Genomic DNA, 22,793 nt, shown 5'->3' with positions numbered 1-22,793 from the left:
CCTCCGTGGCCTGTCCCTGCCGGGCGGGCCCCTGCAACAAGAACCCACAGCATGACCCCCATCGATTCCCGCCCCACCCGCACGGAAGCAGAAGAGGCCGTACGCACCCTGCTGCGCTGGGCGGGCGAAGACCCCGACCGCGAAGGCCTGCGCGACACGCCTGCCCGCGTCATCAAATCCTATGGCGAATTCTTCGCAGGCTATGCCGAAGACCCGGTGGACATGCTGCGCCGCACCTTCTCCGAGGTCGATGATTATGACGAGATGGTGCTGCTGCGCGATATCCGCGTGGAGAGCCATTGCGAGCACCATATGGTGCCCATCATTGGCGTGGCGCATGTGGCCTACCTGCCGCGCAAGCGGGTGGTGGGCATTTCCAAGCTGGCCCGCGTGGTCGACGCCTATGCCCGGCGCTTCCAGATCCAGGAACGCCTGACCGCGCAGATTGCCAACACCATCAACGAGGAACTCCAGCCCTATGGCGTGGGCGTGGTGATCGAGGCGGCGCACCAGTGCATGACCACGCGCGGCGTGCACCGCCCCGGCGTGTCGATGGTGACCAGCCGCATGCTCGGCACGTTCCGCACCAACTCCGACACACGGCGGGAATTCCTGTCCATTCTCAACCGCCCGGCCATGAGCAGCGCGGGGATCTGAATACAATCAGAAATTTCTGGTGAAGCTTTTTTCAAAAAGCTTCACCAGAAAACTTTTCTCCGCTTTTAAGCGAGTGTGACCTTCGCCCCCAACACGGCAATGAACTGCGCCAGCCAGGCCGGGTGCGCGGGCCATGCAGGCGCCGTAACCAGCATGCCATCGGTCACGGCGGCATCAATGGCAATATCGGCATAAACGCCACCCGCCAGTTCCACATCGGGGCGGCAGGCGGGATAGGCGGAAACCCTGCGGCCTGAAATGATGCGGGCAGCCGCCAGAAGCTGGGCGGCATGGCAGATCGCGGCCAGAGGGCGATCGGCAAAGGCGCGGACGAGTTCGATCACCTGTGCATCGAGTCGCAGATATTCCGGCGCGCGGCCACCGGGCAGGATCAGGCCCGCGTAATCAGCGTGGCTGATCGCATCAAAACCGGCATTGAGCACGAAGCGGTGGCCCGGCTTCTCGCTATAGGTCTGCGCCCCCTCAAAATCATGGATGGCGGTCAGCACGTAGTCGCCCTTTTTTTTGCCGGGGCAGACCGTATCAACCGTGTAGCCGAGCATGGTCAGGGCCTGAAAGGGCACCATGATCTCGTAATCCTCGACATAGTCACCCGCCAGCAACAGCAGCTTTTTTGTGCCTGTCATGCCTTTTCTCCTCAGCCTGCCTTAACCCGATGCCGCCTTTTTCAACCAGAACGGCATCCGGAAACCTTTATCCTTTTCCCTGCATTTCGCGCATCAGTCATCATGTCCGGGCGGCAGGTGCTCGCGCAGGCGGGGCATGAGCTCAACAAAATTGCAGGGCACATGACGGCTATCAAGTTGCCAGACCAGAATGTCATCCCACCCGTCCTTCACCGCGCCGGTCGATCCGGGCAGGGCGAACAGGTAAGTGCCTCCTGCCACACCTGCCAGCGCACGGGACTGGATGGTGGAGGTACCGATCTTCTGGTACGACAGCATGCGGAACAGTTCGCCAAACCCTTCGATGCGCTTCTCGATCACCCGGTCAAAGGCTTCCGGTGTGACATCACGGCCGGTCACACCCGTGCCCCCGGTGGAAATGACCACATCGACCTGCGGGTCGGCAATCCAGCCCGACAGCGTGGCCGCAAGCTGCCCCGCATCATCGGGCACGATGGCGCGGGCAGCCACTTCATGGCCCGCCGTGGTGATGCGGGCTGCCAGTATATCGCCCGACCTGTCCGTCTGGGGCGTGCGGGTATCGGATACCGTGAGCACGGCGATGCGAACGGGCAGAAACGGTTTTTTCATATCAAGGCGTGACATGGGGCCATGTTCAGCATTCCCACGGGGTTGCGTCAACGGTCGGCCGGACGGGGTACGATATCATGGGCCCGGATAGGGCAAATGAGTAATATGTGAGAACAAACACGAAGTTCTGATGTATTTGTGCATTGCACAAAAAAAACACCCTAAGGAATAGTAACATTTTACATAAATCTATTGATATAACAAAAAAAAATATCTTTACCAATATTTTGCAAAATATTAGTTTTTACACAATTCCCCTGCCAAGGTTTATATTCGGCATGAAATATGCTATCGATATGCGAATGACCCGAAGATTTATCCGCTCTTTTGCGCTTTTCCCCCTGTTTCTTCTTGCCTTTTTCACCTGCGGTGAAGGTGGTGCGTGGGCACAGGCCATTCCGGGAGAAGGCCAGGGCGTTGTCGGCGCACAGCCCAGCCTCAACATCAACTCCCGCCGTAATGTTACGGTGCAGGATCCGGGGCTGTTTTACAGCGCGCCCTACGGCAACCAGCACTTTTTTGGCGACTGGGCGGGGCTTCAGCCCTACCTGCAGAAGCACGGCGTGCATATCGAGGCCGACGTGCATGAGGAACTGGCAGGCAACTTCCGTGGTGGCGCCAAGCAGGGCGTGACCGATGCAGGCCAGGTCGGCGTGGAAATCGATATCGACTGGCACAAGCTGGCAGGCGCGCCCAAGAATTTCTGGACCCATACCATGATCGTGAACGGTCATGGCCGGAATGCCAGCACGGACTACATCCACGATTCGCTTGCCGGCGTGCAGCAGATCTACGGTGCGCGTGGTAACGTGGTCGCCCACCTTGTGTACATGTATGCCGAACAGTCACTGTTCCATAACCGGCTCGACATCAGCGCGGGCTGGATTCCGGTGGGCAGCTTCTTTGCCGCATCCCCCCTGTTCTGTGACTTCATGAACGTGTCGATCTGCGGCAATCCCGCGCCGGGCAAATACGTGCCGGGCGGGCGTGACTGGCCTTCGGGCAACCTTGGCGTGGTGATGCGCGTCATGCCCACGGTCGATACCTACATCATGGCCTCGATGTTTGCCGTCTCCCCGCATTCCTATAACGGTGGCATCTCGGGCTGGGCCTGGGCGCAGAGCGGGCTGGGCAAGTTCTCCACCCCGGTGGAATTCGGCTGGCTGCCCGAATTCGGCAAACACCACCTCGCCGGTCACTACAAGGCGGGGTATGGCTATGACAACTCGCAGTACAACGACCTGTATTCCGACATCAACGGCAACTCCGCCGTGCTGACGGGCCAGCCCTTCCGCAAGCAGTCCGGTGTCAGCACTGCGTGGTTCCAGGCCGACCAGATGTTCATCCGCAACGGCAAGGGCCCGACCAACGGCCTGATCGCGCTTTCAGGCTTCATGTATACATCGGGCAAGGTCTCGGCGATGAAATACCACGCCTGGGCCGGCATGGTGGAAACCGGCGCCGCATGGGGCCGCCCGCTCGATACGGTGGGTGCGATGTTCCATTATTTCGAGATGAGCCGCGCCTCGGTGATGCAGCAGGAATCCTCGGCGCTGGCAGGCACGCCCTACCTGAACAACCAGTGGGGTCCGGCCTGGGGCATCCAGACGCATGAGGATGTGTACGAAGTCTTCTACAACATCCACACCGCGCGCGGCATGAGCTTCCAGCCCGATTTCCAGTATATCAACCGCCCCGGCGGCACTACCACCTATCATGATGCGGCGGTGATGGGCCTGCAGTTCAACTGCATTCTCTAACCCACCCTTCATCAATACGTGCCCAGGCGGTATGGGAGAGGGATCATGACCGATCCCGCCTCCCTTTACCGGCTGGCCCACGCAGCGCTGGCCCAGTACCCGCTGCGTGATGCGCAGCCCAGCCTGCTTTCCATTTCAGAAAACGTCGTCTTTCGCATCGATACGCCATCCGGCCCGCGCCATGTGCTGCGCCTGCACCGGCCCGGCTATCATACCGCCGCCGAGATTGGCAGCGAACTGGCATGGCTCGATGCCCTGCATGCCACAGGTCTGGACGTGCCCCAGCCCCGGCCCGGCCTTGATGGCGGGTGCATCCGCACCCTTTGCGGCCCCGATGGCATGCCTCGCCATGCCGTGCTGTTTGACTGGATGGAGGGCACCGAGCCCACCACCGATATCGACCCCGCCGCCTTCGCCCGGCTGGGCTACGTGACAGCCCGCCTGCATGCCCACAGCCGCCACTGGCAGCGCCCGCCCGGCTTCACCCGCAAAATCTGGACCCCTGCCACCATGACCGGCCCCGATGCCCTGTGGGGCCGGTGGCCTGACGCGCCGGGCATGACCGATACGGCCCGCGACCTGATTGCAGGCTGCCTGCGTACGGTTGCAGACCAACTGGCTGATTATGGCACCAGCCCTGCACGATTCGGCCTGATTCATGCCGACCTGCGGCTGGCCAACCTGCTAGTCAGCGGTACGCAGACCCGCCTGATCGATTTTGATGACTGCGGCATCAGTTGGTTCATGCACGATCTGGCAGCAGCGCTGAGTTTTTACGAAGACCATCCGCAGGCCCCGCGCTGGGTTGACCACTGGTTGGCGGGCTACGGCGCCACGGGCGACCTGACGCAGGCTGACCTTGATATCCTGCCAGCCCTCGTCATCCAACGCCGCATCCAGCTTCTGGCGTGGACCGGCACCCATGCCCAGACCAGACAGGTGCAGAGCCTGGGCCAGGACTGGTCGGAGCGCACAGTCGCCCTGTGCCATGCCTGGAAGAAGGGGCAGTTCCTGCGCCATATCGGCTGAGAGTGCAGGCAAGTCACCTGATTTTTTTAGCCAGAGGACAAAATTTAGATAATTTTTTAATTCCTGCCAGTCGATAAGACGCTCACATTACTTTGCGGAAAGGTTCAGGGAGGAACGTGGTCCTATTTCTGAGTTCCATATGATAAATTAAATGTGAACGAAAAAATGAGCTTTCCGCGCCAGTATGTCTTTTATGCCTCAATTCTGACATGTATGAACATTAGGTAATGTGTCGTTCGGTTAACAACCCGACTCACCGGAGATTGTCCTGTCCTTGGCACATAACGGAAAAACAGCAATGACCCCTGCAGTTGATACGATCGCCCCGTCTGCCGCAGCTTCATCCATCGCAGCCGGTGCCCTTCCGTTAATTACGGATGAAATTCCGACCCGGTCCCTGACCACGCGCATGATCCATGCCCGCCACCGCCGCGCGCTGCTCGATTATGCCCGCACGCTCGATACGGCAGCTGACCCGTCCTGACCCTTCGCCTATCTGAGACCGGATCGCCCCCGGTAACCACGACAAAAATCAAACTTTGTCATTTTTTACAATTCAGGGTTGCCTGAAGTGTCAGTCCCTCCACCGCATGGCGGGTGGGGGTTGTCAGGTTCTCCGGCAGGGCATCGAGCGCAAACCAGCGCGGGCCCTCATGCTTGTCCGGCTCCATCAGCCGTGGCTCGCCCTGCCATGACGTGACCAGATAAACCGGGGAAACCCAGAAATGCCCCGCCGCGGTGTCGAGTTCCTCCACCAGGCATAAGAATTCAGGGGCTTTTACGATCAGCCCTACTTCCTCTTCAATTTCCCGCGCCATCGCCTGGCAGGTCGTCTCGTTCGCGTCCACCTTGCCACCGGGCAGGCCCCAGTAGCCTGCCTGCGGCTGGCGCAGGCGTCTGAGCAGCAGAATTCGCCCTTCCTCATCAATAATGGCCGCGCCACAGCCCACGCGCGGGCCGGTCTGTCCGGTCATGTCGGCCATCCTCTTGCAGTTGATGCGTGGCCCATACAGCAAGGGGGCGCCCGTAGGCACCCCCCGCTTTCAGGCCATGAAGGCGTAGGCGCTTCAGCGCGCGGCAGGCGGCCGGGCGTTGGCGGAAGCAACACGCCGCCCCCACGAGATCAGGTCGCTCGTACAATCATCACGGTCGATCTGGCATTCGATCAGGGTCGGGCCTTCCCTGTTGGCCAGGGCTGCGGCAATGGCCTTTTCCATCTCCGCACCCGTGGTGGCGCGGAAGCCCAGGCCGTGACCGTCCTCGGCGTTGAACACCTTCATCAGACCGGCATAATCCCAGTTCTTGACGTTGTTGTACGGACCGTCATGAATCTGGACTTCGATGGTGTAGCCCCGGTTATTGACCAGGAAGATGATGACCGGCAGCTTGAGCCGCACCATCTGCGCCACTTCCTGCGCGGTCAGTTGAAAGGAGCCATCGCCGATCATGGCAATGATCCGCCGCTCCGGCTCGGCCACGGCGTAACCGAAGGTGGCGGGCACGGACCAGCCTATATGGCCCCACTGCATTTCCAGTTCCACGCGCGCGCCACGCGGCAGCTTCATCTGCATGGCGTTGAACCACGAATCGCCCGTCTCGGCGATGACCGAGGTGTTGGATGTCAGCAGCGCCTGGATCTGGCGCGCCATCTCGGCGCGGACCAGCGGGGCATCGGGGGCTGCAGGCGCCACCGGCGCTACAGGGGCCTTGATGCGGTTGTATTCAACCAGCGTTGCATCCTTTTTGGGCTGCCCCTTGATGCGGGCAATCAGCGCATCGATCACGTCGCGCAGGTGCACGCCATCATAGGTGGTGCCCGCCGCCTCGATATGCCGCGCCTCCATCAGCGCCACGTTGTCGCCCCTGGGCCACGCGGTCCAGCCAACGGTGGAGTAATCATTGAACACCGGGGTCAGGCACAGCACGCCATCCGCCCAGTCAAAGATCTGCTGCGCGCCGGGGCTGCTCACATCACCCCAGTAAGTACCGGCATAGGCCGGATGATCCTCGGGGAAGAAGCTCTTGGCCGCCGCCATGCTCACCACGGCGCAGCCCAGCGCATCAGCCAGGCGGATCGCCGCCTCCTCGCAGCCCGCGGCCCGCAGGCGGCTGCCGACGAGAATGATGGGCTTCTTGCGCGCATCAAGGAAACGGGCCAGCGCATCAACCGCCACCTTCAGCGTGGCCGGGTCGGAGGGCACATCGGCCAGGATGGCGCTGACCGGGCCGGGGCGCGAACAGGGCTGGGAGGCAACGTTGCACGCGATCTCGATATAGGCGGGCTTCTTCTCGCGCAGCGCCGTGCGGATGGCGTGGTCGATCTGCACCGGCGCGTGCTCGGCCGCGGTGATGGACACGGCGGCACAGGTCAGGCGTTTGGCAATTTCAAGCTGGTAGCCATAATCCGGCGTGCCGGTGGTGTGGTGCAGGATGTGCCCGCTGCCGTGGTCGTTTGAATTGGGCGCACCCGAAATCAGGATGACCGGCAGGTTCTCGGCATAGGCGCCGCCAATGGCGTTGAGCGCAGACAGCGCGCCCACGCTGAAGGTGACCACCGCAGCGCCCGCCCCATTGGCACGGGCATAGCCCTCGGCGCTGAAGCCGCAGTTCAGTTCATTACAGCAATAGACCTGGCGCAGGCCCTCGATTTCAAGAAGCTGGTCGAGCAGGACGAGGTTGTAGTCACCCGCCACCGCAAAATGGTCCTTGAGCCCGATCTGCGCCAGGCGTTCACCAAGGTAATGGCCAACTGTATATGTCATTATGACGACTTTCCTTCCCTTGCGTGGCGGGCGCGGCGCGCCGCGCCTCTCCCCCAACGGGGGGAGGATCCACATGAATGGCCCGCAGCCGGGCCATCATGCCAAAAGCACGGTAAGGCTGTTCGCGCCTTACCCCACGCTTTCGGCAACCCAGTTCCGGCGCTTGGTCGCCTGACCAATGCCGGGATTGAAACAGTTGCACGGGTCAAGCTGGCGGTAATGGGCCAGCACGTCCTCAGGTGCCTGATAGAGATGACCGAAATTATGCTCCGCCGGGTAGCGCGCGCCGCGCCTGTCCAGGCCAGGCAGCATGCGGTGCTCGAGCGCAATGCAGTCATAACCCTTACGCACCACGTAATCCTGATGCATCACGTGGCACAGGAAATGGCCGTAGTACAGCTTGACGATGATCTCGTCCTCGATGTCCTTGGGTAGCACCTCGAACCACTCGCGGTCGTTGCGGCGCAGCGCCACGTCGAGCGCTACGATGTTCTCGGTCGTGTCGGTATGGACATTGCGGTACCGCACGGCGGCACCCGCAGCGGCAAAGCGGTGCAGGAAGGCCTTGGCCCCTTCATCGGGCGTGCATTCAAAGAATTCGCCTTCATGCGTGGCGAAATGGCTTTTGAGGAAGTCACGCGCCTCCTGCGCGCCCGAGGCGCTGACCTTGAGCATGAGGTGATGCTCGAAGCGGTCGCGGTAATCACGCATGCGCGCGGGCAGGTGCTGGGGGAAAAAGTTGCTCATGAACTGCATGAACCGGTCGCTGAAATGCTTGGGCAGGAAGCCGATCCTGTCCGCGATGCGGTCAAACGCATTTTTCATGGCGAACATGGCGGGCAGGCGGCTGGTGCCGATCATGCGGATGATGACGAAGGTGTCCTTGCCGTATTTCTCGGCAATGTTGAACGCATCACGGTGCAGGTACTCGCCTGCGATCGGCAGTTCCTTGAATTCCGACAGGATATGACGGCGCACATCTTCGAGCACATCGGTCTGGTTGGTGCCCATGTAGAAAACGACCGGGTCCTTTTCCGCCTCGAACGTGTCAAGACGCACGGCGAACAGGCCAAGCTTGCCAGCACAGCCTGACCCTTCGTGCAGGCGCTGCAGGTCGGCATTGAAGCGCGCGGGCGTATCGGCGTTCACGTCGCGCACATGGGTGGCGTAGCCATCATCATGCCCGCGCCCGGCCTGCCAGTTGATGCTGGCATCAGGGAAGTTGCCTTCCTCCGCGTGCTTGAGAATCTCCTCGGGGTCGGCGCCAAGCTCGATGCCAAGATGGTTGACAAGCTGCAGTTCGCCCTGCGGCGAGACCTGGGCAAACAGCGCCATGTCGGTATAGGCTGGCCCGCGGCGCACCAGCGCGCCACCGGAATTGTTGCTGACCCCGCCAAAGACCGACGCCCCGATGCACGATGAGCCAATGACCGAATGCGGCTCGCGCCCGATGGGCCTGAGCATGGTCTCGAGCTGGTCGAGCGTGGCGCCCGGCAGGCACACCACCTGCCTGCCGCCGCCGATGAGGTGAATCGTGCGCATGCGCATGCTGTGCACGATCACGATATCACGGTCATAGGTATTGCCATCAGGCGTGGAGCCGCCAGTCAGCCCGGTATTGGCGGCCTGCATGATCACGATCACGCCTGCTTTCACGCAGGCCTGCAACACACGCCACTGCTCCACCAGCGAGCCGGGCATGACGACCGCAAGGGCACGCCCCTCACCAAAACGGAACCCCCGCCGGTAAGGAAGGGTTGCGCCATCCTCGGTCAGCACATGGTGGTTGCCCACGATCTGCTGGAGTTCCGTAACCAGTTGCGCGCCCGTTGTGGATGCCATGTCCTGTGCCGCTTTCAGCATTTTTACTTTTCCTCGATGTCATTTCCTCATGCCCGCACGCCAGTCACGGCCTGGGGGCATTCGTAAAATGATGTTTTATAGTCTGGCATGTTCCGCATCGGGCGACGTGCGCATAAAATGCTGAGGTCGCATGCCCAAACAGAACGGCCCGCCCGCCGGTCAGGGCGTGGCGGGCCGGTTTTCAAGTGCGCGGGGCCGGGTTTTACGCCGCGGCCGAGGTCTCGCCCAGTGTGGCCAGCGGCTTCATGAGCAGATGGTTCTGCGAATAATCCACCGGCACCGAAATCACCACCGGACCTTCAATTTCCATGGCCTCGCGCAGCGCACCCGCCACGCCATCGGCGGAATGGACGGCAATGCCGTGCGCACCGCACGAACGGGCGAACATGGCGAAGTCGATCGGCCCGAAATCCACGCCCGAGCCGCGACCGTACTTCTTCTTCTCCTGCATCTCAACCATGTTGTAGGCCTGATCGACCCAGACCATGTGGATGAGGTTGCACTTGAGGCGCACCGCCGTTTCCAGCTCCATGCACGACATCATGAACCCGCCATCGCCCGAAATCGAGATGACCTTCTGCCCCGGATTGACCAGACTTGCGGCAATACCCCACGGCAGGCCCACGCCCATGGTCTGCTGGCCGTTGCTGATCAGCATCTGGCGCGCGCGGAAGGACAGCAGGTAACGCGCCAGCCAGATGTGGAAGGTACCCATGTCGAGGCACATCGTCACGTCCGGGGTCACGAACTGCTCAAGCTCGCGCACGATCTGCAGCGGGTGAACGGCGGTGTTGGACGTGCTGCGCGCGCCCGACAGGGCGGCAAGGCGGGTGGCGTGATACTGGCTCAGGATCTCTTCAAGCTGCGGCGCACGCGCAAGCTTGCCTGCCTGTGCCGCCAGCGCGCGGATGGAGGCGGCGATGTCGCCCACCAGTTCCACCGCCGGGTCGTAATGCGTGTCGAGCTCGGCGGCGACCACATCGACATGCACGATCTTGCGGCCGTTATCGACATTCCACAGCCACGGATCATATTCGATCGGGTTGTAGCCGATCGAGATCACGAGGTCGGCCTCATGCAGCAGCTGGTCGCCCGGCTGGTTGCGGAACAGGCCCACGCGGCCGCCAAAGCGGTCGGACAGTTCCTGCGACACCGCACCGGCAGCCTGGTAGGTGCCAATGACCGGCACGCCCGTGGTCGCCACCAGCGCGCGCACCGCGTCCGACACATCAGGGCGGCTGGCCAGCAGGCCGAGCAGAATGACCGGACGCTGCGCCTTGCGGATTAGGCCCAGCGCCTCATTGATGGCCTCGGCCGGGGCTGCGCCATTCCTGGGCAGTTCGCGCCCGGCCAGCACCTTGCCTTCCGCCGGCATGGACAGGATGTCCATCGGCGTGCTGACGAAGGCAGCACCCGGGCGGCCGCTCTCGGCAAAGCGCAGCGCGTTGGCGATGGATTCGGATACGGCGGCAGGCGAGGTGATTTCCGCGCTGTATTTGGTAATCGGCTGGAACAGGGCCACCGTGTCCATGCTCTGGTGGGTCAGCTTGAGGCGGTCGGCCAGCTTCACGGCACCACCAATGGCCAGCACCGGGTCGCCTTCTGAGTTGGCGGTGGCAAGGCCTGTCACGAAGTTCGAGGCGCCGGGGCCCGAGGTTGCAATGGCAACGCCCGCCTTGCCGGTCAGGCGGCCAATGCCCCCGGCAATGAAGGCGGCATTCTGCTCATGGCGGGTCACCACCGTCTCGATCGGACTGTCGACCAGCGCGTCGAACAGGCGGTCCACCTTCGCACCCGGAATACCGAATACGTGGGTCGTGCCGTGAGCCACCAGGTTGCGCACGATCATGTCCGCCCCGCACTCAGGCGCGGCCGATTGGGTCTTGTCAGTCATTGGTTCAGCTATCCTGAAAGATTATGTGCCGCAGCCTTGGCTGCCGGGCAGGGAAATGGCGGGAGGGATAATCCCTCAACCGCCCTCGGCCACGCGAATGGCCTCGTGAATGTTCTCGGGTGACAGGTTGGCCTTCGCGAACTGCTCGGTGCGGGGCAACTGGATCTCAACATCGGAGATGATGCCAACCTCGAGCTTGCCCTTGAGCACGGCATAATCGGTCAGATGGCCGCCACGGCGTCCGTCTTCGGTCAGGAAGTGCAGGTGATAGCCCGCCACGTTCACGCCCTGCATGTAGCCCGGCGTGCGGAAGCCGAGCATGGTGCCCGCGGCGGCACCGAGCTGCATGGTCGGCTGGCGGCTGACCACCTCGAGCATGGGCGGGTACGGATGGCACTGGCAGAACACGGTGCGGGTCTCGACACGCTCGAACAGGCCGGTGAAGCGCACGGCGGCAAACAGGTTGGGGTTGTTGACCAGACGGTCGACAATCGCCTCGAAGCCTTCCTTGTCCTGCGCGGTGTCGATCATGTACTCCTTCTCCGGGTTGAAGAAGGTGACGCAGGCGAACGGGGTCTTGAGATCGCCCGGCACGCGACCGGCCTGCCCATCGGCGCGGAACTGGTGGATGACGCTGTCATTGACGATCATCTCGCCATCGAGCGCGTTGAACGTGCCCAGGCCGAAATTGCCGTGCAGCAGCAGTTCATCAAGCGTGGTTTCCCCATCATAGACGGCATCGAGCAGTGCGGCCATGGTGGAGGTCTGGTACAGGCGGTTCATGCGCGGACGCACGCCCGTCGCGTCAGCGGCGCTGGAGCGGGTATCGATATCGCCTACCGAGTAGCATTTCAGCTTCAAGACCTGGGTCTCCTGCAACGGGGCGGCGGCGCGGCGGCACGACCTGCTTCCCGATCATGTGTAGATGGCACGATGATGGTGCTGCAGGTTGTTCAGTACGTCCAATATATATTCAAGGCTACTTCCATATATAAAAAATATGGATTGGCGCGGACCGCAGGGCCGCCACACGGGGCTTGCCGCTTGCCCTGCCCGCGCCCCGCCTGCATTGTGAACGCTAAATGAACAGGCAGGATGACCGATGATGAAACCCCTCTACATGGCGATCGCAGCGCTGGGCCTGACCGGCGTGATCGCGGGTGCTGGCGTGGCGCGCGCCGACCAGCCCGACCCCAAACCTCCCTATGGCCCCGGCGCTTATACGGGCGAGTGGACGGCGCTTGGCCTGCAGCCCGTCACCATCGCCGCCAACAAGGCGCTCGGACCTGCGGCCCGGCTTTACCTGAAGCTGCCGGATTCGCTGGGCAAGATCACGGGGCTGACGGGCCGCACCATCGAGCTGAAGGTGCAGGATGATACCTCGCTGCGCTCGGTCAATGACGACCCGCGCACTGTCTTCCGCCTGATCTCGCCCAATGCCGCCGACCTGCAGATGCAGGGTGCGAAGCCGGGCCAGAAGCTGGACCTGCCGCTCAGCCGCGCGGACTGAGCCATGAAAAAACCCCCCGTGGCCGGATGCGGGCACGGGGGCGGGCTGTGTGTCAGTGTCAGTCCTGCGCGCTGGTCAGCAGGCCGCGCAGGCGTGAACGCAGTTCGTTCTCGCGCGGGATGCTGATCGCCTCGCGCAGGCGCAGCATCTGGCGGCGGGCGGCATAAAGCTGGTCGAGAAGAGACAGCACCACCGGCATGCCTTCGTCATTGATGCCCATGTCATCGCGCAGTTCGACAATCAGCCGGGCCCGCGCCTCGTCGATTTCACGAAACAGGTAGTGCCCCGGCGCGCCCTCGGGCCGCAGCCAGTCGCTATCGATCCATGCCTGCACGTCCTGCTGCGGCACGTTGCCAATGCGCAGGCACAGGGTCTCGATCGTAATCATGCCTTCTTGCCCTCCGCAGGCTCCGCCTTTTCGCCCGCCGTGCCCTTGCGCAGGAATTCCTCCAGCGCCGGGTCAACCTTGCCCAGGGTCACCACCAGCTTGACATACAGGTTGCCCGCCTCGGTCTTGCCATGCGCCTTGACCCCGCGCCCGCGCAGGCGCAGCACGCTGCCACTGTCGGAATGGGCGGGCACGTTCATCTTCACCGACCCCGCAGGCGTGGGGATGGTGATGCTGCCGCCAAGCACCGCCGTTTTCAGGTCCACCGGCAGCGACATGCGGATGTCGTTGCCATCACGCGTGTAGGTGCTGTCGGGTGCGACGGTGATGGTGATCAGCGCATCGCCCGCAGGCCCGCCCTGCTGCCCCGGATCACCCTTGCCGCGCAGGCGCATGACCTGGCCATCGGTCGTGCCGGGGGGAATCTTCACATCAAGCTGCGCACCACCGGGGAGCGTGATGCGCGTGGTGCCGCCATTGACGGAATCAAGAAAGCTCACGGTCAGCGCGTACTGCCGGTCAGCACCCTTCATCGGCCCCTGCGGCCTGCGGCGGAACCCACCGCCGCCACCGCCAAACATGCCGAAGATATCGCCCAGATCATCTTCCGAGAACTGGCCGCCACCGTAATGGAAGCCCTGCGCCCCTTCGGCATGGTCGCGGTAGCCACCGCCGCCACCAAAGCCGAAGCCCTTTTCCTGCCCGGTTTCATCAATCTCGCCCCGGTCATAGCGCGCGCGCTGCGCCTCATCGGACAGCAGGGCGTTGGCCGCCCCTATGGCCTTGAAGCGTTCTTCGGCCACCTTGTCGCCGGGGTTGAGGTCGGGGTGGTACTTCTTGGCCAGCTTGCGATAGGCCTTGCGGATATCATCCTGGCTGGCCGAGCGCGTCAGGCCGAGTACTTCGTATGGATCCTTGCTCACTTAAAAATCATCCCTCCGTCAGGAATGGGCCTGCCCGGCCATGCGCCACGCCCGTGCCCCCTGAACACCATCAATACAGCCTTGCGGCCCTTCATGCTTCAATAATGGGAAGTGGGGGAGGCAGGGTCAATGAAGGGTGATGAAATCTTCGATCCATGCATGGCTGGCAGAAGAAAATAACACAACAGGAACTTCAAAATAACATCTTTTGTATTTTTAATTCATGCCAAAATGAAGTATTTCCGCAATGCAATAGAACTATAAAAAAGACCACGCCAGATGCATGCCGTTTTCATCACCCTTGCATTACTGACCGTTACCGGGATCAGCAGCCTGATTTCGCGCGTGGGGCGCATTCCCGTGCCCCTGCCGCTGATCCAGATTGCGGTGGGCGCCATCGCGGCGCTTGCGGGGCTGAATATCGGTTTCGACCCCGACATGTTCCTGCTGCTGTTCATTCCGCCGCTGCTCTATGCCGATGCCTACCGCATGCCGATGCGCGAGTTTGGTGAACTGCGCAACATCATCATCATGATGGCGCTGGGACTGGTGGTATTCACCACGCTGGCCTGCGGCTACTTCATCCACTGGCTCATTCCGCCCATCATGCTGCCCGCGGCCTTCGCGCTCGCCGCCGTCATGTCGCCTACCGATGCGGTCTCGGTGGGCAGCATGATCGAGGGCGGGCGGGCCCCCGCACGCGTGGTGCATATTCTGCATGGCGAGGCGCTGCTCAACGATGCCTCGGGGCTGGTGTGCTTCAAGTTTGCGGTGGCGGCGGCCATGACGGGGCTGTTCTCGTTCCAGCAGGCGCTGGGCAGCTTCATCTTCATGGCAGCGGGCGGCATCGTGATCGGTATTGTCGTGGCGTGGGCGGCATGCCGGGCGGAGCACATGCTGCTGGTGCGCGGCTATGACGACCCGCCCACCCACATCACGCTGGCCATGATGCTGCCCTTTGGCATCTACCTGCTGGCCGATGCTGTGCAGTGCTCGGGCATTCTCGCCGCCGTGGCGGGCGGCATGACGGTCAAGTTCACCGGCGTGATGAACGAGGCCCGCACCGAAACCCGCCTCAAGGCCACCACGGTGTGGGACATGGTGAACTTCACGTTCAATGCCGTGATCTTCCTGCTGCTGGGGCTGCAGTTGCCGGATCTGGTGACCGGGGGGGCCGCCATTGCGCGCGCAGGCGGCATTTCGCCATGGTTCCTGATCCTGGCCATCGTGGGCATTCAGCTCATGATGAGCCTGATCCGCTTTGCGTGGATCTGGATTTCCATTTCCGCCCGGCGGCTGTTCGCCCATCTGCGCCACCGCAACACGGTCATCCCGTCGGCACGCAACGTGCTGCTCATGACCGTGGCGGGCACGCGCGGGGCCATTACGCTGGCGGCCGTGCTGTCGCTGCCGGTGGCAACGCTGGCAGGACCCGGCTTTCCGGGCCGCGACCTGCTGGTCACGCTGGCGGCGGGCGTGATCATCTGCTCGCTGGTGCTGGCGAGCGTGGCCATTCCGCCGCTGCTGCATGGCATGAGCACCGATGAGGACGACCCCAGCCTGCACGAGCTGGACATGATGCGCATCGAACTGGCGCAGACCGCCATCGAGGCCCTGCATGCCGAACAGGCCGTGCTGGCGCAGCAGGAACTCGACACAATGCCCGATGGCTCGGAAAGCGTGGACCTCAAGCAGGAAGCCATTGGCCGCCTGCTGCACGAATATCAGGACACGCTGCGCAGGCTGGACAATTCCCGCGCGGCGGAAGCCAGCATCCGCGCCACCGCCATCCGTGAAAAGCGGACCGAACTCGCGCTGCGCTTCCGCCTCATCCGCCACATGCGCGAACGGCTGCACATGCGGGTGGTGCAGAAACTCATCAATGACGAGACCGAGCTGACCATCAACCAGGAGCTTGATTTCATCGAGCAGGAACTCCAGATCGAGGCGCGTTCCCTGCCCCGCCCCGATGGCCTTCCGCCCGCCAGCACCCATGATGGCGCAGCCCTGCCTGAAACGGCATGCATGGCACCCGCCCTGACAGACTGATAAAAGGGCCACCACCCGAACCCCTGGCAGACCAAAACCGCAAGAGGACCCACCCCATGCTGCTGCGCATTCGTATCCTGCTGGCCTGCCTGTGCCTCGGCACCGTCGGGGCCGCGGGAGCACAGGCCCGTTCGCACCACTTCAACGTGCGCGAACATCATCCGCACGGCAACTCACCCTATGGCGATATCAGCGGTTTCGTGCCTGCCATGAGCGAGAAAGATCCCCGCTACGTAGCAGCCTCGCAGCGGTGCCAGAGCAAGGCTGGCGTAGGCGCCATGGGCAGCGCGGGCAGCGGCAGCGCCCAGACATGGGTCGGGTCATCACATACAACTTTCTTCTCCGAATGCATGGTCGAGTCCGGGGTATGGCGCCCCCGCTACAGCACCAGCGTGGGCGACAAGGTCGACCCCTGAGCCCTGCGGAGGGGGCACAGGACACGGGGCCGACTGCACCCGTCAGCTACCCGGAGGAGCCATGAAGCCGGGGCCGACCGGGTCGGGGATGCAGCGCGCCAGGATGGCATCGATCTCGCGCCGGTCATCAGCACTCAGGTGCCAGCCCATTGCATCGGCCACGGCGGCGATCTGGTCGGGGCGGCGCGCGCCCCACAGGGCAATGGTCGGTCCCTGATCCAGCACCCAGCGTATGGCCAGGGCAAGCAGCGACTTGCCATGCTTTTCATGGGCAAAATCTTGCAGTTCACGCACGGCCTGCAGGTAATGCGCAAAGCGGGGAGCCTGGAATTTGGGGTCGGCACTGCGCAGGTCATCAGCGCCGAATTTCGTCTCCGCCGTCATCTTGCCTGACAGCAGCCCACGGCACAGCGGGCCATAGGCGAGGATGGCCAGGTCATGCTGGCGGGCATAGGGCAGGATGTCGTGCTCCATTGCGCGCTCGAACAGGTTGTAGGGCGGCTGCACGGCACAGAGCGGGGCGAACTCCCGGAAGGCATCCATCTGGGCGATGGAGAAATTGCTCACCCCCAGCGCCAGCACCTTGCCTTCACGCACCAGGGCCTCGAGCGTGCGGGCGGTCTCTTCCATAGGCACCGATGAATCGGGCCAGTGCACCTGATAGAGATCGATGTAGTCGGTGCGCAGGCGGCGCAGCGAATCCTCGATTTCCTTGCGGATGCGCGCGGGTGAGGCATTGCGGAACGGCTTGTGGTCGTCCTTCCAGTCCAGGCCGACCTTGGTGGCAATGGCCACTTTATCGCGTCGCCCGGCCAGGGCCTGGCCCACGATCTCCTCCGAATGGCCAAAACCGTAAACGGGCGCGGTATCAACCAGCGTTATGCCCAGATCGAGGGCTTCGTGAATGGTGGCGATGGCATTGCGGTCATCCGGGCCGCCCCACATCCATCCGCCAATGGCCCATGTGCCCAGCGCAATGCGCGAGACGGGGTGTTTGAGCCCCCGGATCTGGATGGTTTCCGTAACAGGCGCCTGCGTCATGAAATGCTCTCCCTTGTGGTAAAACGGTCGTGGCGATGGGGGGACCGCCACACATAGTGTGCCACGGCGCGGCACGTGGCGTTAACCCGCCCCGACGGAGCCGCCGCATGCACGCCCCGCGCCTGCTCCTGCCCTTTCACAACACGAAGCGCGTGGCGGCGTTGCGTTCTTTTTCGGGCCAGGAAGGGGCGCACCCCTTCCGCAAGGCCGGTCCGCGCCGTATGGGTAGAGGCACGTTACCTGTTACGGAGTGCCCCTTGCGCAAGACAGTCCTGCTCGCCCCCCTGCTCGTGCTGGCTGCGTGCGCGCATACTCCGGCCAATCAGGCCCATCGGGCCACCACCCCGGTCGCGCAATACGCCAATGGGGCCGGGCCGCTGGCGGTCAACCCGCACGTGCCCGATTTCGCCACCCGCAACTACGAGCCTTTCAACCGGCAGGATGTGGTGGCGATCGCGCTGCGCGAATGGCGGCTGTTCGGCCAGCCGGTCAATGATGATGACCCGCTGCTGCGCCCCGAACCGACCACGCCCGTGGTCAAGCCCGAGCGCACGGCCGGATTGTGGCAGCGCGTGGGCGAATACTGGTGGATTGGCCAGGACCCCGCCGAGACCGAATCCTCATGGGATGGCAAGCATGATGCAAACGGCCACATCACCGATTTCGTGCATGATGGTTATTATGCGTGGTCGGCGGCGTTCATCTCGTATGTGATGCGGGTGGCGGGTGCGAATGACCGCTTCGCCTATTCCCCCAACCACGCCACCTATATCAACGCTGCCGCATCAGGGCAGGAGAAGGGCGTCAAGGCCCGCAATCCCGCCCGTTACGCGCCAAAACCGGGCGACCTGATCTGCGTGGGGCGCGGGGCGAGCAAGTCGGTGCGCTTTCGTGACCTGCCCACGCCGCAGGGCTTTCCCGCGCATTGCGGCATCGTGGTGGCAGGCGCGCATGATGATGCGCCCTTTGGCCACGAGATCAGCATCATTGGCGGCAATATCGATGATGCCGTGGCCCTGACCCATGTGCCCGTAGGCCCCAATGGCCGCCTGACCGACAGCCATGGCAAAAGCCTCGACCCCCGCTACCCGTGGTGCGTGGTGCTGCAGGTGCATTACGATGCTGACCACGAGCCGCAGGCCGACCAGTAAAGCGGGCTTTAAGTTGCAAAAGTTTCAGAAAAATGCCGCCTTCTTGAAAAAAGGCGGCACCCAGGAACTTTTACTTTAATCCCGCACGGCCACTCAGCCACGCGTCCACGGCAGCTCGGATGCCTGCCAGCCTGCAAGGCGACCGCGGCTGCCGGTAGCGTCTTCCGGCCCCTCGAATCCGTCAGCCACGTTGAAAACATTGTGATAGCCCGCGTCATACGCCGCGTGGGCAGCTGCCATGCTGCGCGCGCCGGAGCGGCAGATGAAATAGATCTCGTCGGTCTTGCCAATGCCGGCCTGTTCAAGCGTGGTGAGGAAGTCCGGGTTGACCTGGCCGGCAGGCGGCAGTTGCCAGCTATCGCGCACCAGCGCGCGCCCCGCGCTGGAAAGATCCGGCACACCGATATGCTCCCACTCCATGGGGGTCCGCACATCCACCAGATGGGCATTGGGGCGACCGCTGACTGCAGCCCACGCGGCGGCGGGCGAGATATCGTCAATCATCATGTTTCCTTTCGGCTGGAAAAACCTGTGCAGGGGGATATGCCACCCCTGCCCCATTCCTGATAGTAAGGATGCAACAGGCACTGCATGGCCCCATCCGGCCTGCCGTGCCGCATGGTACGACCCAGATCAAGCGAAGGTGCTGCCTTATGGCCGAAAGTGCAAATCCCGTCTCCTCCCCCAGCGCTGACATGCCTGGCGCGATCGGCCACACGCCGCTGATCCGCCTGCGCCATGCGTCGGACATCACGGGGTGCGAGATCTACGGCAAGGCGGAATTCATGAATCCCGGCGGCTCGGTCAAGGACCGCGCGGCGCTGGCCATCATCGACGATGCCGAGCGCCGCGGCACGCTCAAACCCGGCGGCACGATTGTCGAGGGCACGGCAGGCAATACCGGCATTGGCCTCACACTCGTGGCCAATGCGCGCGGCTACCGCTCCATCATCGTCATGCCCGAGACCCAGAGCCGCGAGAAGATCGACTTCCTGCGCATGATCGGGGCCGACCTGCGGCTCGTGCCCGCCAGGCCCTTCCGCGATCCGGGCAACTACGTGCATGTCTCGCGCCGCCTGGCCGAGGAGACCGGCGGCGTGTGGGCCAACCAGTTCGACAACACCGCCAACCGCGAAGGCCACCGCCACACCACCGCCCCCGAGATCTGGCAGCAGATGGGCGGAAAGCTTGATGCCTTCACCTGCTCGTGCGGCACCGGCGGCACGCTGGCAGGTGTTACGCTGGGGCTGGAGGATGAAGCCCGCAAGGCCGGCGTGGCACGCCCGCGCATCGTGCTGGCCGACCCCGAAGGCTCGGGCCTGTATGGCTGGGTGAAGTCGGGCGATCTTTCGGTCAGCGGGTCTTCCGTGACCGAGGGCATCGGCCAGTCGCGCGTGACGGGCAACCTCGAGGGGCTGCATTTCGATGATGCCGTGCGCATCCCCGACCCCGAGGCACTGGAGCAGATCTACAGCCTGCTGATCCATGAAGGGCTCTCGGTTGGCGGGTCGGCGGGCATCAACATTGCCGCCGCCATCCGCGTGGCCCGCGCCATGGGGCCGGGGCACCGCATCGTCACCATCCTGTGCGATGGCGGCGCGCGCTACCAGTCCAAGCTGTTCAACCCGGAATTCCTGCGCGGCAAGAACCTGCCCGTGCCCTCCTGGCTGGCCTGAAAAGGCTGCGGTCACAGCCTTTGAAACGGAGTGAAACACCGGGTGCGGCCACCCGCGCCATGGTGTAGAGTAGACCGCATGAACCCGCTGCCGCATATCCTCATCATCGATGACGACCGCGAGATCCGTGACCTGCTGGCACGCTTCCTCGAACGCAACGAACTGCGCGTCACCACCGCGCGTGACGGGCAGGAAGCCCGCCGCCGGTGGGGGGAAGGGCATTACCAGCTCGTCATCCTCGACCTCATGCTGCCGGGCGAAAGCGGGCTGGACATCTCGCGCTGGCTGCGCACGCAGGCCAACGTGCCCATCGTGATGCTGACCGCCATGGGCGATGATACAGACCGCATCATCGGCCTTGAACTGGGCGCGGATGACTACGTGCCCAAGCCCTTCAACCCGCGCGAACTGCTCGCGCGCATCCGCGCCGTGCTGCGCCGCGCGAGCGACACGCCGGACCCGCGCAGCGTGCCGGTGCTGCACACGCTGCGCTTTGCGGGCTGGTCGCTCGATACCGGGCGGCGGCGGCTGCATAACCCTGAAGGGGTGGAAGTGCCCCTGACCGGCGGCGAATACGACCTGCTGCTCGCCCTGCTCGACCGCGCCAACCGGGTCATGACACGCGACATGCTGTTCGACCTGCTGCGCGGGCGGCAGGCCGGTCCGTTCGACCGCGCCATCGACGTGGCCATCAGCCGCCTGCGCCGCAAGCTTGAGGATAACGGGCGCAACGCGCAGCTGATCAAGACGGTGCGCGGCGGGGGTTACGTGCTCGCAGCCGAGGTCGAGCGCAGCTGACCCGCCCCATGCAGCCGTTCTCCGGTTCCTCCTTCCTGTCAGCCCCTCCACCGGCGGAAAAACCGCCAGGTGCGTGGCCGCGCCTGTGGCGCCGTATCCTGCCGCAGTCGCTTGCCGCGCGCACCACGCTGCTGCTGATCGGGGGGCTGGGCATCATCCAGATCATCGGGCTGACCATCCACGCGCTGGACCGGTTCGATTTTGACCAGCGCATGATCTATGAGCGCGCGCGCAGCAAGATGTTCACCTATTACCGCGCCATCGTGGAGACGGCGCCGTCAGACCGTGACCGCGAGCTTGCGGCCCTGCACCTGCCTGAGAGCGTGCACATCACCCTCACCCCCGGCCCCGAGCCGGACATGATCAACGCCATGGCGCTGCCGCCCCGCTCCCAGCACCACATGCCACCGGGTGAGTGGAACGGCGGCCACATGTCCGATGACATGGGGCCGGTGCCCTTCAGCCACGGTGGCCCGCACGGACCGGGTGGCCCCTTTGGCCCCGACAGCCCCGGCGGCCCGCATGGATTCGGCCCGGAAAACGACCCCGGCATGGGGCCGCTGCCGCAATCCATGCGCCCCGAGCAGGTGCTGATCTCGCCCGCATCGGGGCGCAGGCGGGCGGTTGCCTTCCTGCTGCCCGATGAGCGGCGGTGGGTCACGATCCATTACATCCTGCCCCGGCCCAGCCTGTTCCGCTCGCCAACCTTCCCCATCGCCTTCCTCATCATGACCTTCGCGGGCGGCATCCTGATCCTGTGGGGCGTGCGCAGGCTGATCGCGCCCGTCAGCACGCTCGGCGCCGCCGCCGAGGAGCTTGGCCGCAACGTCAACGCCCCGCCCATGCCCGAGAACGGGCCAAGCGAGGTGGCGCGCGCCGCCCATGCCTTCAACACCATGGCGCACCGCATCCGCCGCTACCTGACCGATCGCACGCTGATGCTGACCGCCATTGGCCACGACCTGCGCACGCCGATCACGCGCCTGAAGCTGCGCGCAGAATTCATCGAGGATGACGAGATGCGGGCCAAGATGCTCGCTGACCTCGATGAACTCGAAGCCATGGTGGCCGCCACCCTGGCCTTTGGCCGCGACGCCTCGCAGCGCGAGCCGATGGGGCAGGTCAACCTGACCGCACTGCTGCAGACCATTGCCGATGAAGCCACCGAGACCTATCTCGATGCGGCTGACAACATCGCATTTTCATCCGAAATACCCGACGTGCTGGTGCGCGCGCGCCCCATGGCGCTCAAGCGCGCGCTGAGCAACCTCGTGACCAACGCCATAAAATATGGCGGCGGCGTGCGGATCGTGCTGCTTCCACCCCACCAGAAGGCAGGCGAGGATGGCGCGGAATCCACCGTCACCATCCTGATCGAGGATGATGGCCCCGGCCTGCCCACCGAGGACCTCGAGCGCATGTTCGACCCCTTTGTCCGCGCCGAACAGAGCCGCAACCGCGAAACCGGCGGCACGGGGCTCGGCCTGTCCATCTCGCGTAATATCATCTGGGGGCTTGGCGGCGATATCCGGCTAGGCAACCGACACCCGCATGGACTACGTGTGACTGTCACACTTGTCTGCTAAGGTCCGATTCCAG

At 63.5% G+C, this 22,793-nt stretch carries 22 protein-coding genes; 11 read left to right on the top strand and 11 right to left on the bottom strand.

The features are described 5' to 3' along the window. Window positions 1-51: 51 nt before the first annotated feature. Window positions 52-657, top strand: a complete 606-nt coding sequence (gene folE, locus FMA36_RS08075; protein WP_159261917.1) for a GTP cyclohydrolase I FolE — start codon at window positions 52-54, stop codon at window positions 655-657. Between the two features lie 65 nt (window positions 658-722). Here folE and FMA36_RS08070 read toward each other — a convergent pair whose 3' ends face one another. Beyond that, complete coding sequence (locus tag FMA36_RS08070; protein ID WP_159261916.1) at window positions 723-1,304, bottom strand: DJ-1/PfpI family protein; 582 nt, start codon at window positions 1,302-1,304, stop codon at window positions 723-725. A 93-nt stretch (window positions 1,305-1,397) separates the two neighbouring features. Beyond that, window positions 1,398-1,949 (bottom strand): molybdenum cofactor biosynthesis protein B, encoded by a 552-nt coding sequence (moaB, locus tag FMA36_RS08065; protein WP_159261915.1) that lies wholly within the window; start codon window positions 1,947-1,949, stop codon window positions 1,398-1,400. Between the two features lie 263 nt (window positions 1,950-2,212). Here moaB and FMA36_RS08060 point away from each other — a divergent pair, with 263 nt between their 5' ends. From FMA36_RS08060 to FMA36_RS08050, 3 genes are all read left to right on the top strand, one after another. Beyond that, window positions 2,213-3,694 carry a carbohydrate porin gene (locus FMA36_RS08060; protein ID WP_159261914.1) on the top strand — a complete coding sequence of 494 codons (1,482 nt, stop codon included), beginning with the start codon at window positions 2,213-2,215 and terminating at the stop codon, window positions 3,692-3,694. Window positions 3,695-3,739: 45 nt separating this feature from the next. Continuing rightward, window positions 3,740-4,723, top strand: a complete 984-nt coding sequence (locus FMA36_RS08055) for a phosphotransferase enzyme family protein (protein ID WP_159261913.1) — start codon at window positions 3,740-3,742, stop codon at window positions 4,721-4,723. 298 nt (window positions 4,724-5,021) lie between these two features. Next, window positions 5,022-5,207: a hypothetical protein gene (locus tag FMA36_RS08050; RefSeq protein ID WP_061272832.1), complete on the top strand. Its 186-nt coding sequence runs from the start codon at window positions 5,022-5,024 to the stop codon at window positions 5,205-5,207. Between the two features lie 58 nt (window positions 5,208-5,265). On the opposite strand, the gene FMA36_RS08045 is transcribed toward FMA36_RS08050, so the two are convergent. From FMA36_RS08045 to budA, 5 genes are all read right to left on the bottom strand, one after another. Continuing rightward, the gene (locus FMA36_RS08045; RefSeq protein ID WP_159261912.1) at window positions 5,266-5,697 is read right to left on the bottom strand and encodes an NUDIX domain-containing protein; all 432 of its coding nucleotides are present in this window, start codon (window positions 5,695-5,697) and stop codon (window positions 5,266-5,268) included. A gap of 93 nt (window positions 5,698-5,790) precedes the next feature. Continuing rightward, window positions 5,791-7,485, bottom strand: coding sequence for an alpha-keto acid decarboxylase family protein (locus FMA36_RS08040; protein ID WP_159261911.1), 1,695 nt, complete (start codon window positions 7,483-7,485; stop codon window positions 5,791-5,793). A gap of 129 nt (window positions 7,486-7,614) precedes the next feature. Continuing rightward, window positions 7,615-9,348, bottom strand: a complete 1,734-nt coding sequence (gene dld, locus FMA36_RS08035) for a D-lactate dehydrogenase (RefSeq protein WP_159261910.1) — start codon at window positions 9,346-9,348, stop codon at window positions 7,615-7,617. 202 nt (window positions 9,349-9,550) lie between these two features. Next, complete coding sequence (gene alsS, locus FMA36_RS08030) at window positions 9,551-11,242, bottom strand: acetolactate synthase AlsS (protein ID WP_159261909.1); 1,692 nt, start codon at window positions 11,240-11,242, stop codon at window positions 9,551-9,553. A gap of 75 nt (window positions 11,243-11,317) precedes the next feature. After that, complete coding sequence (gene budA, locus FMA36_RS08025) at window positions 11,318-12,121, bottom strand: acetolactate decarboxylase (RefSeq protein ID WP_408885653.1); 804 nt, start codon at window positions 12,119-12,121, stop codon at window positions 11,318-11,320. Window positions 12,122-12,344: 223 nt separating this feature from the next. Here budA and FMA36_RS08020 point away from each other — a divergent pair, with 223 nt between their 5' ends. Further along, window positions 12,345-12,752 carry a hypothetical protein gene (locus FMA36_RS08020; protein ID WP_240906530.1) on the top strand — a complete coding sequence of 136 codons (408 nt, stop codon included), beginning with the start codon at window positions 12,345-12,347 and terminating at the stop codon, window positions 12,750-12,752. Window positions 12,753-12,810: 58 nt separating this feature from the next. On the opposite strand, the gene FMA36_RS08015 is transcribed toward FMA36_RS08020, so the two are convergent. Then, window positions 12,811-13,140 carry a chaperone modulator CbpM gene (locus FMA36_RS08015; protein ID WP_159261907.1) on the bottom strand — a complete coding sequence of 110 codons (330 nt, stop codon included), beginning with the start codon at window positions 13,138-13,140 and terminating at the stop codon, window positions 12,811-12,813. Next, a complete protein-coding gene (locus tag FMA36_RS08010; RefSeq protein WP_159261906.1) occupies window positions 13,137-14,063 on the bottom strand; it encodes a DnaJ C-terminal domain-containing protein in 927 nt (308 codons plus the stop codon). Before FMA36_RS08010 ends, FMA36_RS08015 begins: the two co-directional genes overlap by 4 nt. Window positions 14,064-14,342: 279 nt before the next feature. Between FMA36_RS08010 and FMA36_RS08005 the strand changes: the two genes are divergently transcribed. Together FMA36_RS08005 and FMA36_RS08000 are read left to right on the top strand one after the other, a co-directional pair. After that, the gene (locus FMA36_RS08005) at window positions 14,343-16,112 is read left to right on the top strand and encodes a Na+/H+ antiporter (RefSeq protein ID WP_240906529.1); all 1,770 of its coding nucleotides are present in this window, start codon (window positions 14,343-14,345) and stop codon (window positions 16,110-16,112) included. A 56-nt stretch (window positions 16,113-16,168) separates the two neighbouring features. Beyond that, window positions 16,169-16,528: a hypothetical protein gene (locus tag FMA36_RS08000; RefSeq protein WP_240906528.1), complete on the top strand. Its 360-nt coding sequence runs from the start codon at window positions 16,169-16,171 to the stop codon at window positions 16,526-16,528. Between the two features lie 42 nt (window positions 16,529-16,570). Here FMA36_RS08000 and FMA36_RS07995 read toward each other — a convergent pair whose 3' ends face one another. Beyond that, window positions 16,571-17,569 carry an aldo/keto reductase gene (locus FMA36_RS07995; RefSeq protein ID WP_159261905.1) on the bottom strand — a complete coding sequence of 333 codons (999 nt, stop codon included), beginning with the start codon at window positions 17,567-17,569 and terminating at the stop codon, window positions 16,571-16,573. 221 nt (window positions 17,570-17,790) lie between these two features. On the opposite strand from FMA36_RS07995, the gene FMA36_RS07990 reads away from it, so the two are divergent. Next, window positions 17,791-18,720, top strand: a complete 930-nt coding sequence (locus tag FMA36_RS07990) for a DUF2272 domain-containing protein (protein WP_159263753.1) — start codon at window positions 17,791-17,793, stop codon at window positions 18,718-18,720. Window positions 18,721-18,813: 93 nt separating this feature from the next. Here the strand turns inward: FMA36_RS07990 and FMA36_RS07985 are convergent, their stop codons facing one another. Continuing rightward, the gene (locus tag FMA36_RS07985; RefSeq protein WP_159263751.1) at window positions 18,814-19,224 is read right to left on the bottom strand and encodes a rhodanese-like domain-containing protein; all 411 of its coding nucleotides are present in this window, start codon (window positions 19,222-19,224) and stop codon (window positions 18,814-18,816) included. Window positions 19,225-19,373: 149 nt separating this feature from the next. Between FMA36_RS07985 and FMA36_RS07980 the strand changes: the two genes are divergently transcribed. The 3 genes from FMA36_RS07980 (at window position 19,374) to FMA36_RS07970 (ending at window position 22,780) form a co-directional block, all read left to right on the top strand. Continuing rightward, a complete protein-coding gene (locus tag FMA36_RS07980) occupies window positions 19,374-20,396 on the top strand; it encodes a cysteine synthase A (protein ID WP_159261904.1) in 1,023 nt (340 codons plus the stop codon). Between the two features lie 78 nt (window positions 20,397-20,474). Then, window positions 20,475-21,194: a response regulator gene (locus FMA36_RS07975; RefSeq protein ID WP_159261903.1), complete on the top strand. Its 720-nt coding sequence runs from the start codon at window positions 20,475-20,477 to the stop codon at window positions 21,192-21,194. Between the two features lie 8 nt (window positions 21,195-21,202). Then, the gene (locus tag FMA36_RS07970) at window positions 21,203-22,780 is read left to right on the top strand and encodes an ATP-binding protein (protein ID WP_159261902.1); all 1,578 of its coding nucleotides are present in this window, start codon (window positions 21,203-21,205) and stop codon (window positions 22,778-22,780) included. Window positions 22,781-22,793: the final 13 nt, after the last annotated feature.

The organism is Komagataeibacter xylinus, from assembly GCF_009834365.1.
Classification (GTDB): domain Bacteria; phylum Pseudomonadota; class Alphaproteobacteria; order Acetobacterales; family Acetobacteraceae; genus Komagataeibacter; species Komagataeibacter xylinus_D.
This window is presented reverse-complemented; position numbering and strand designations above follow the sequence as displayed.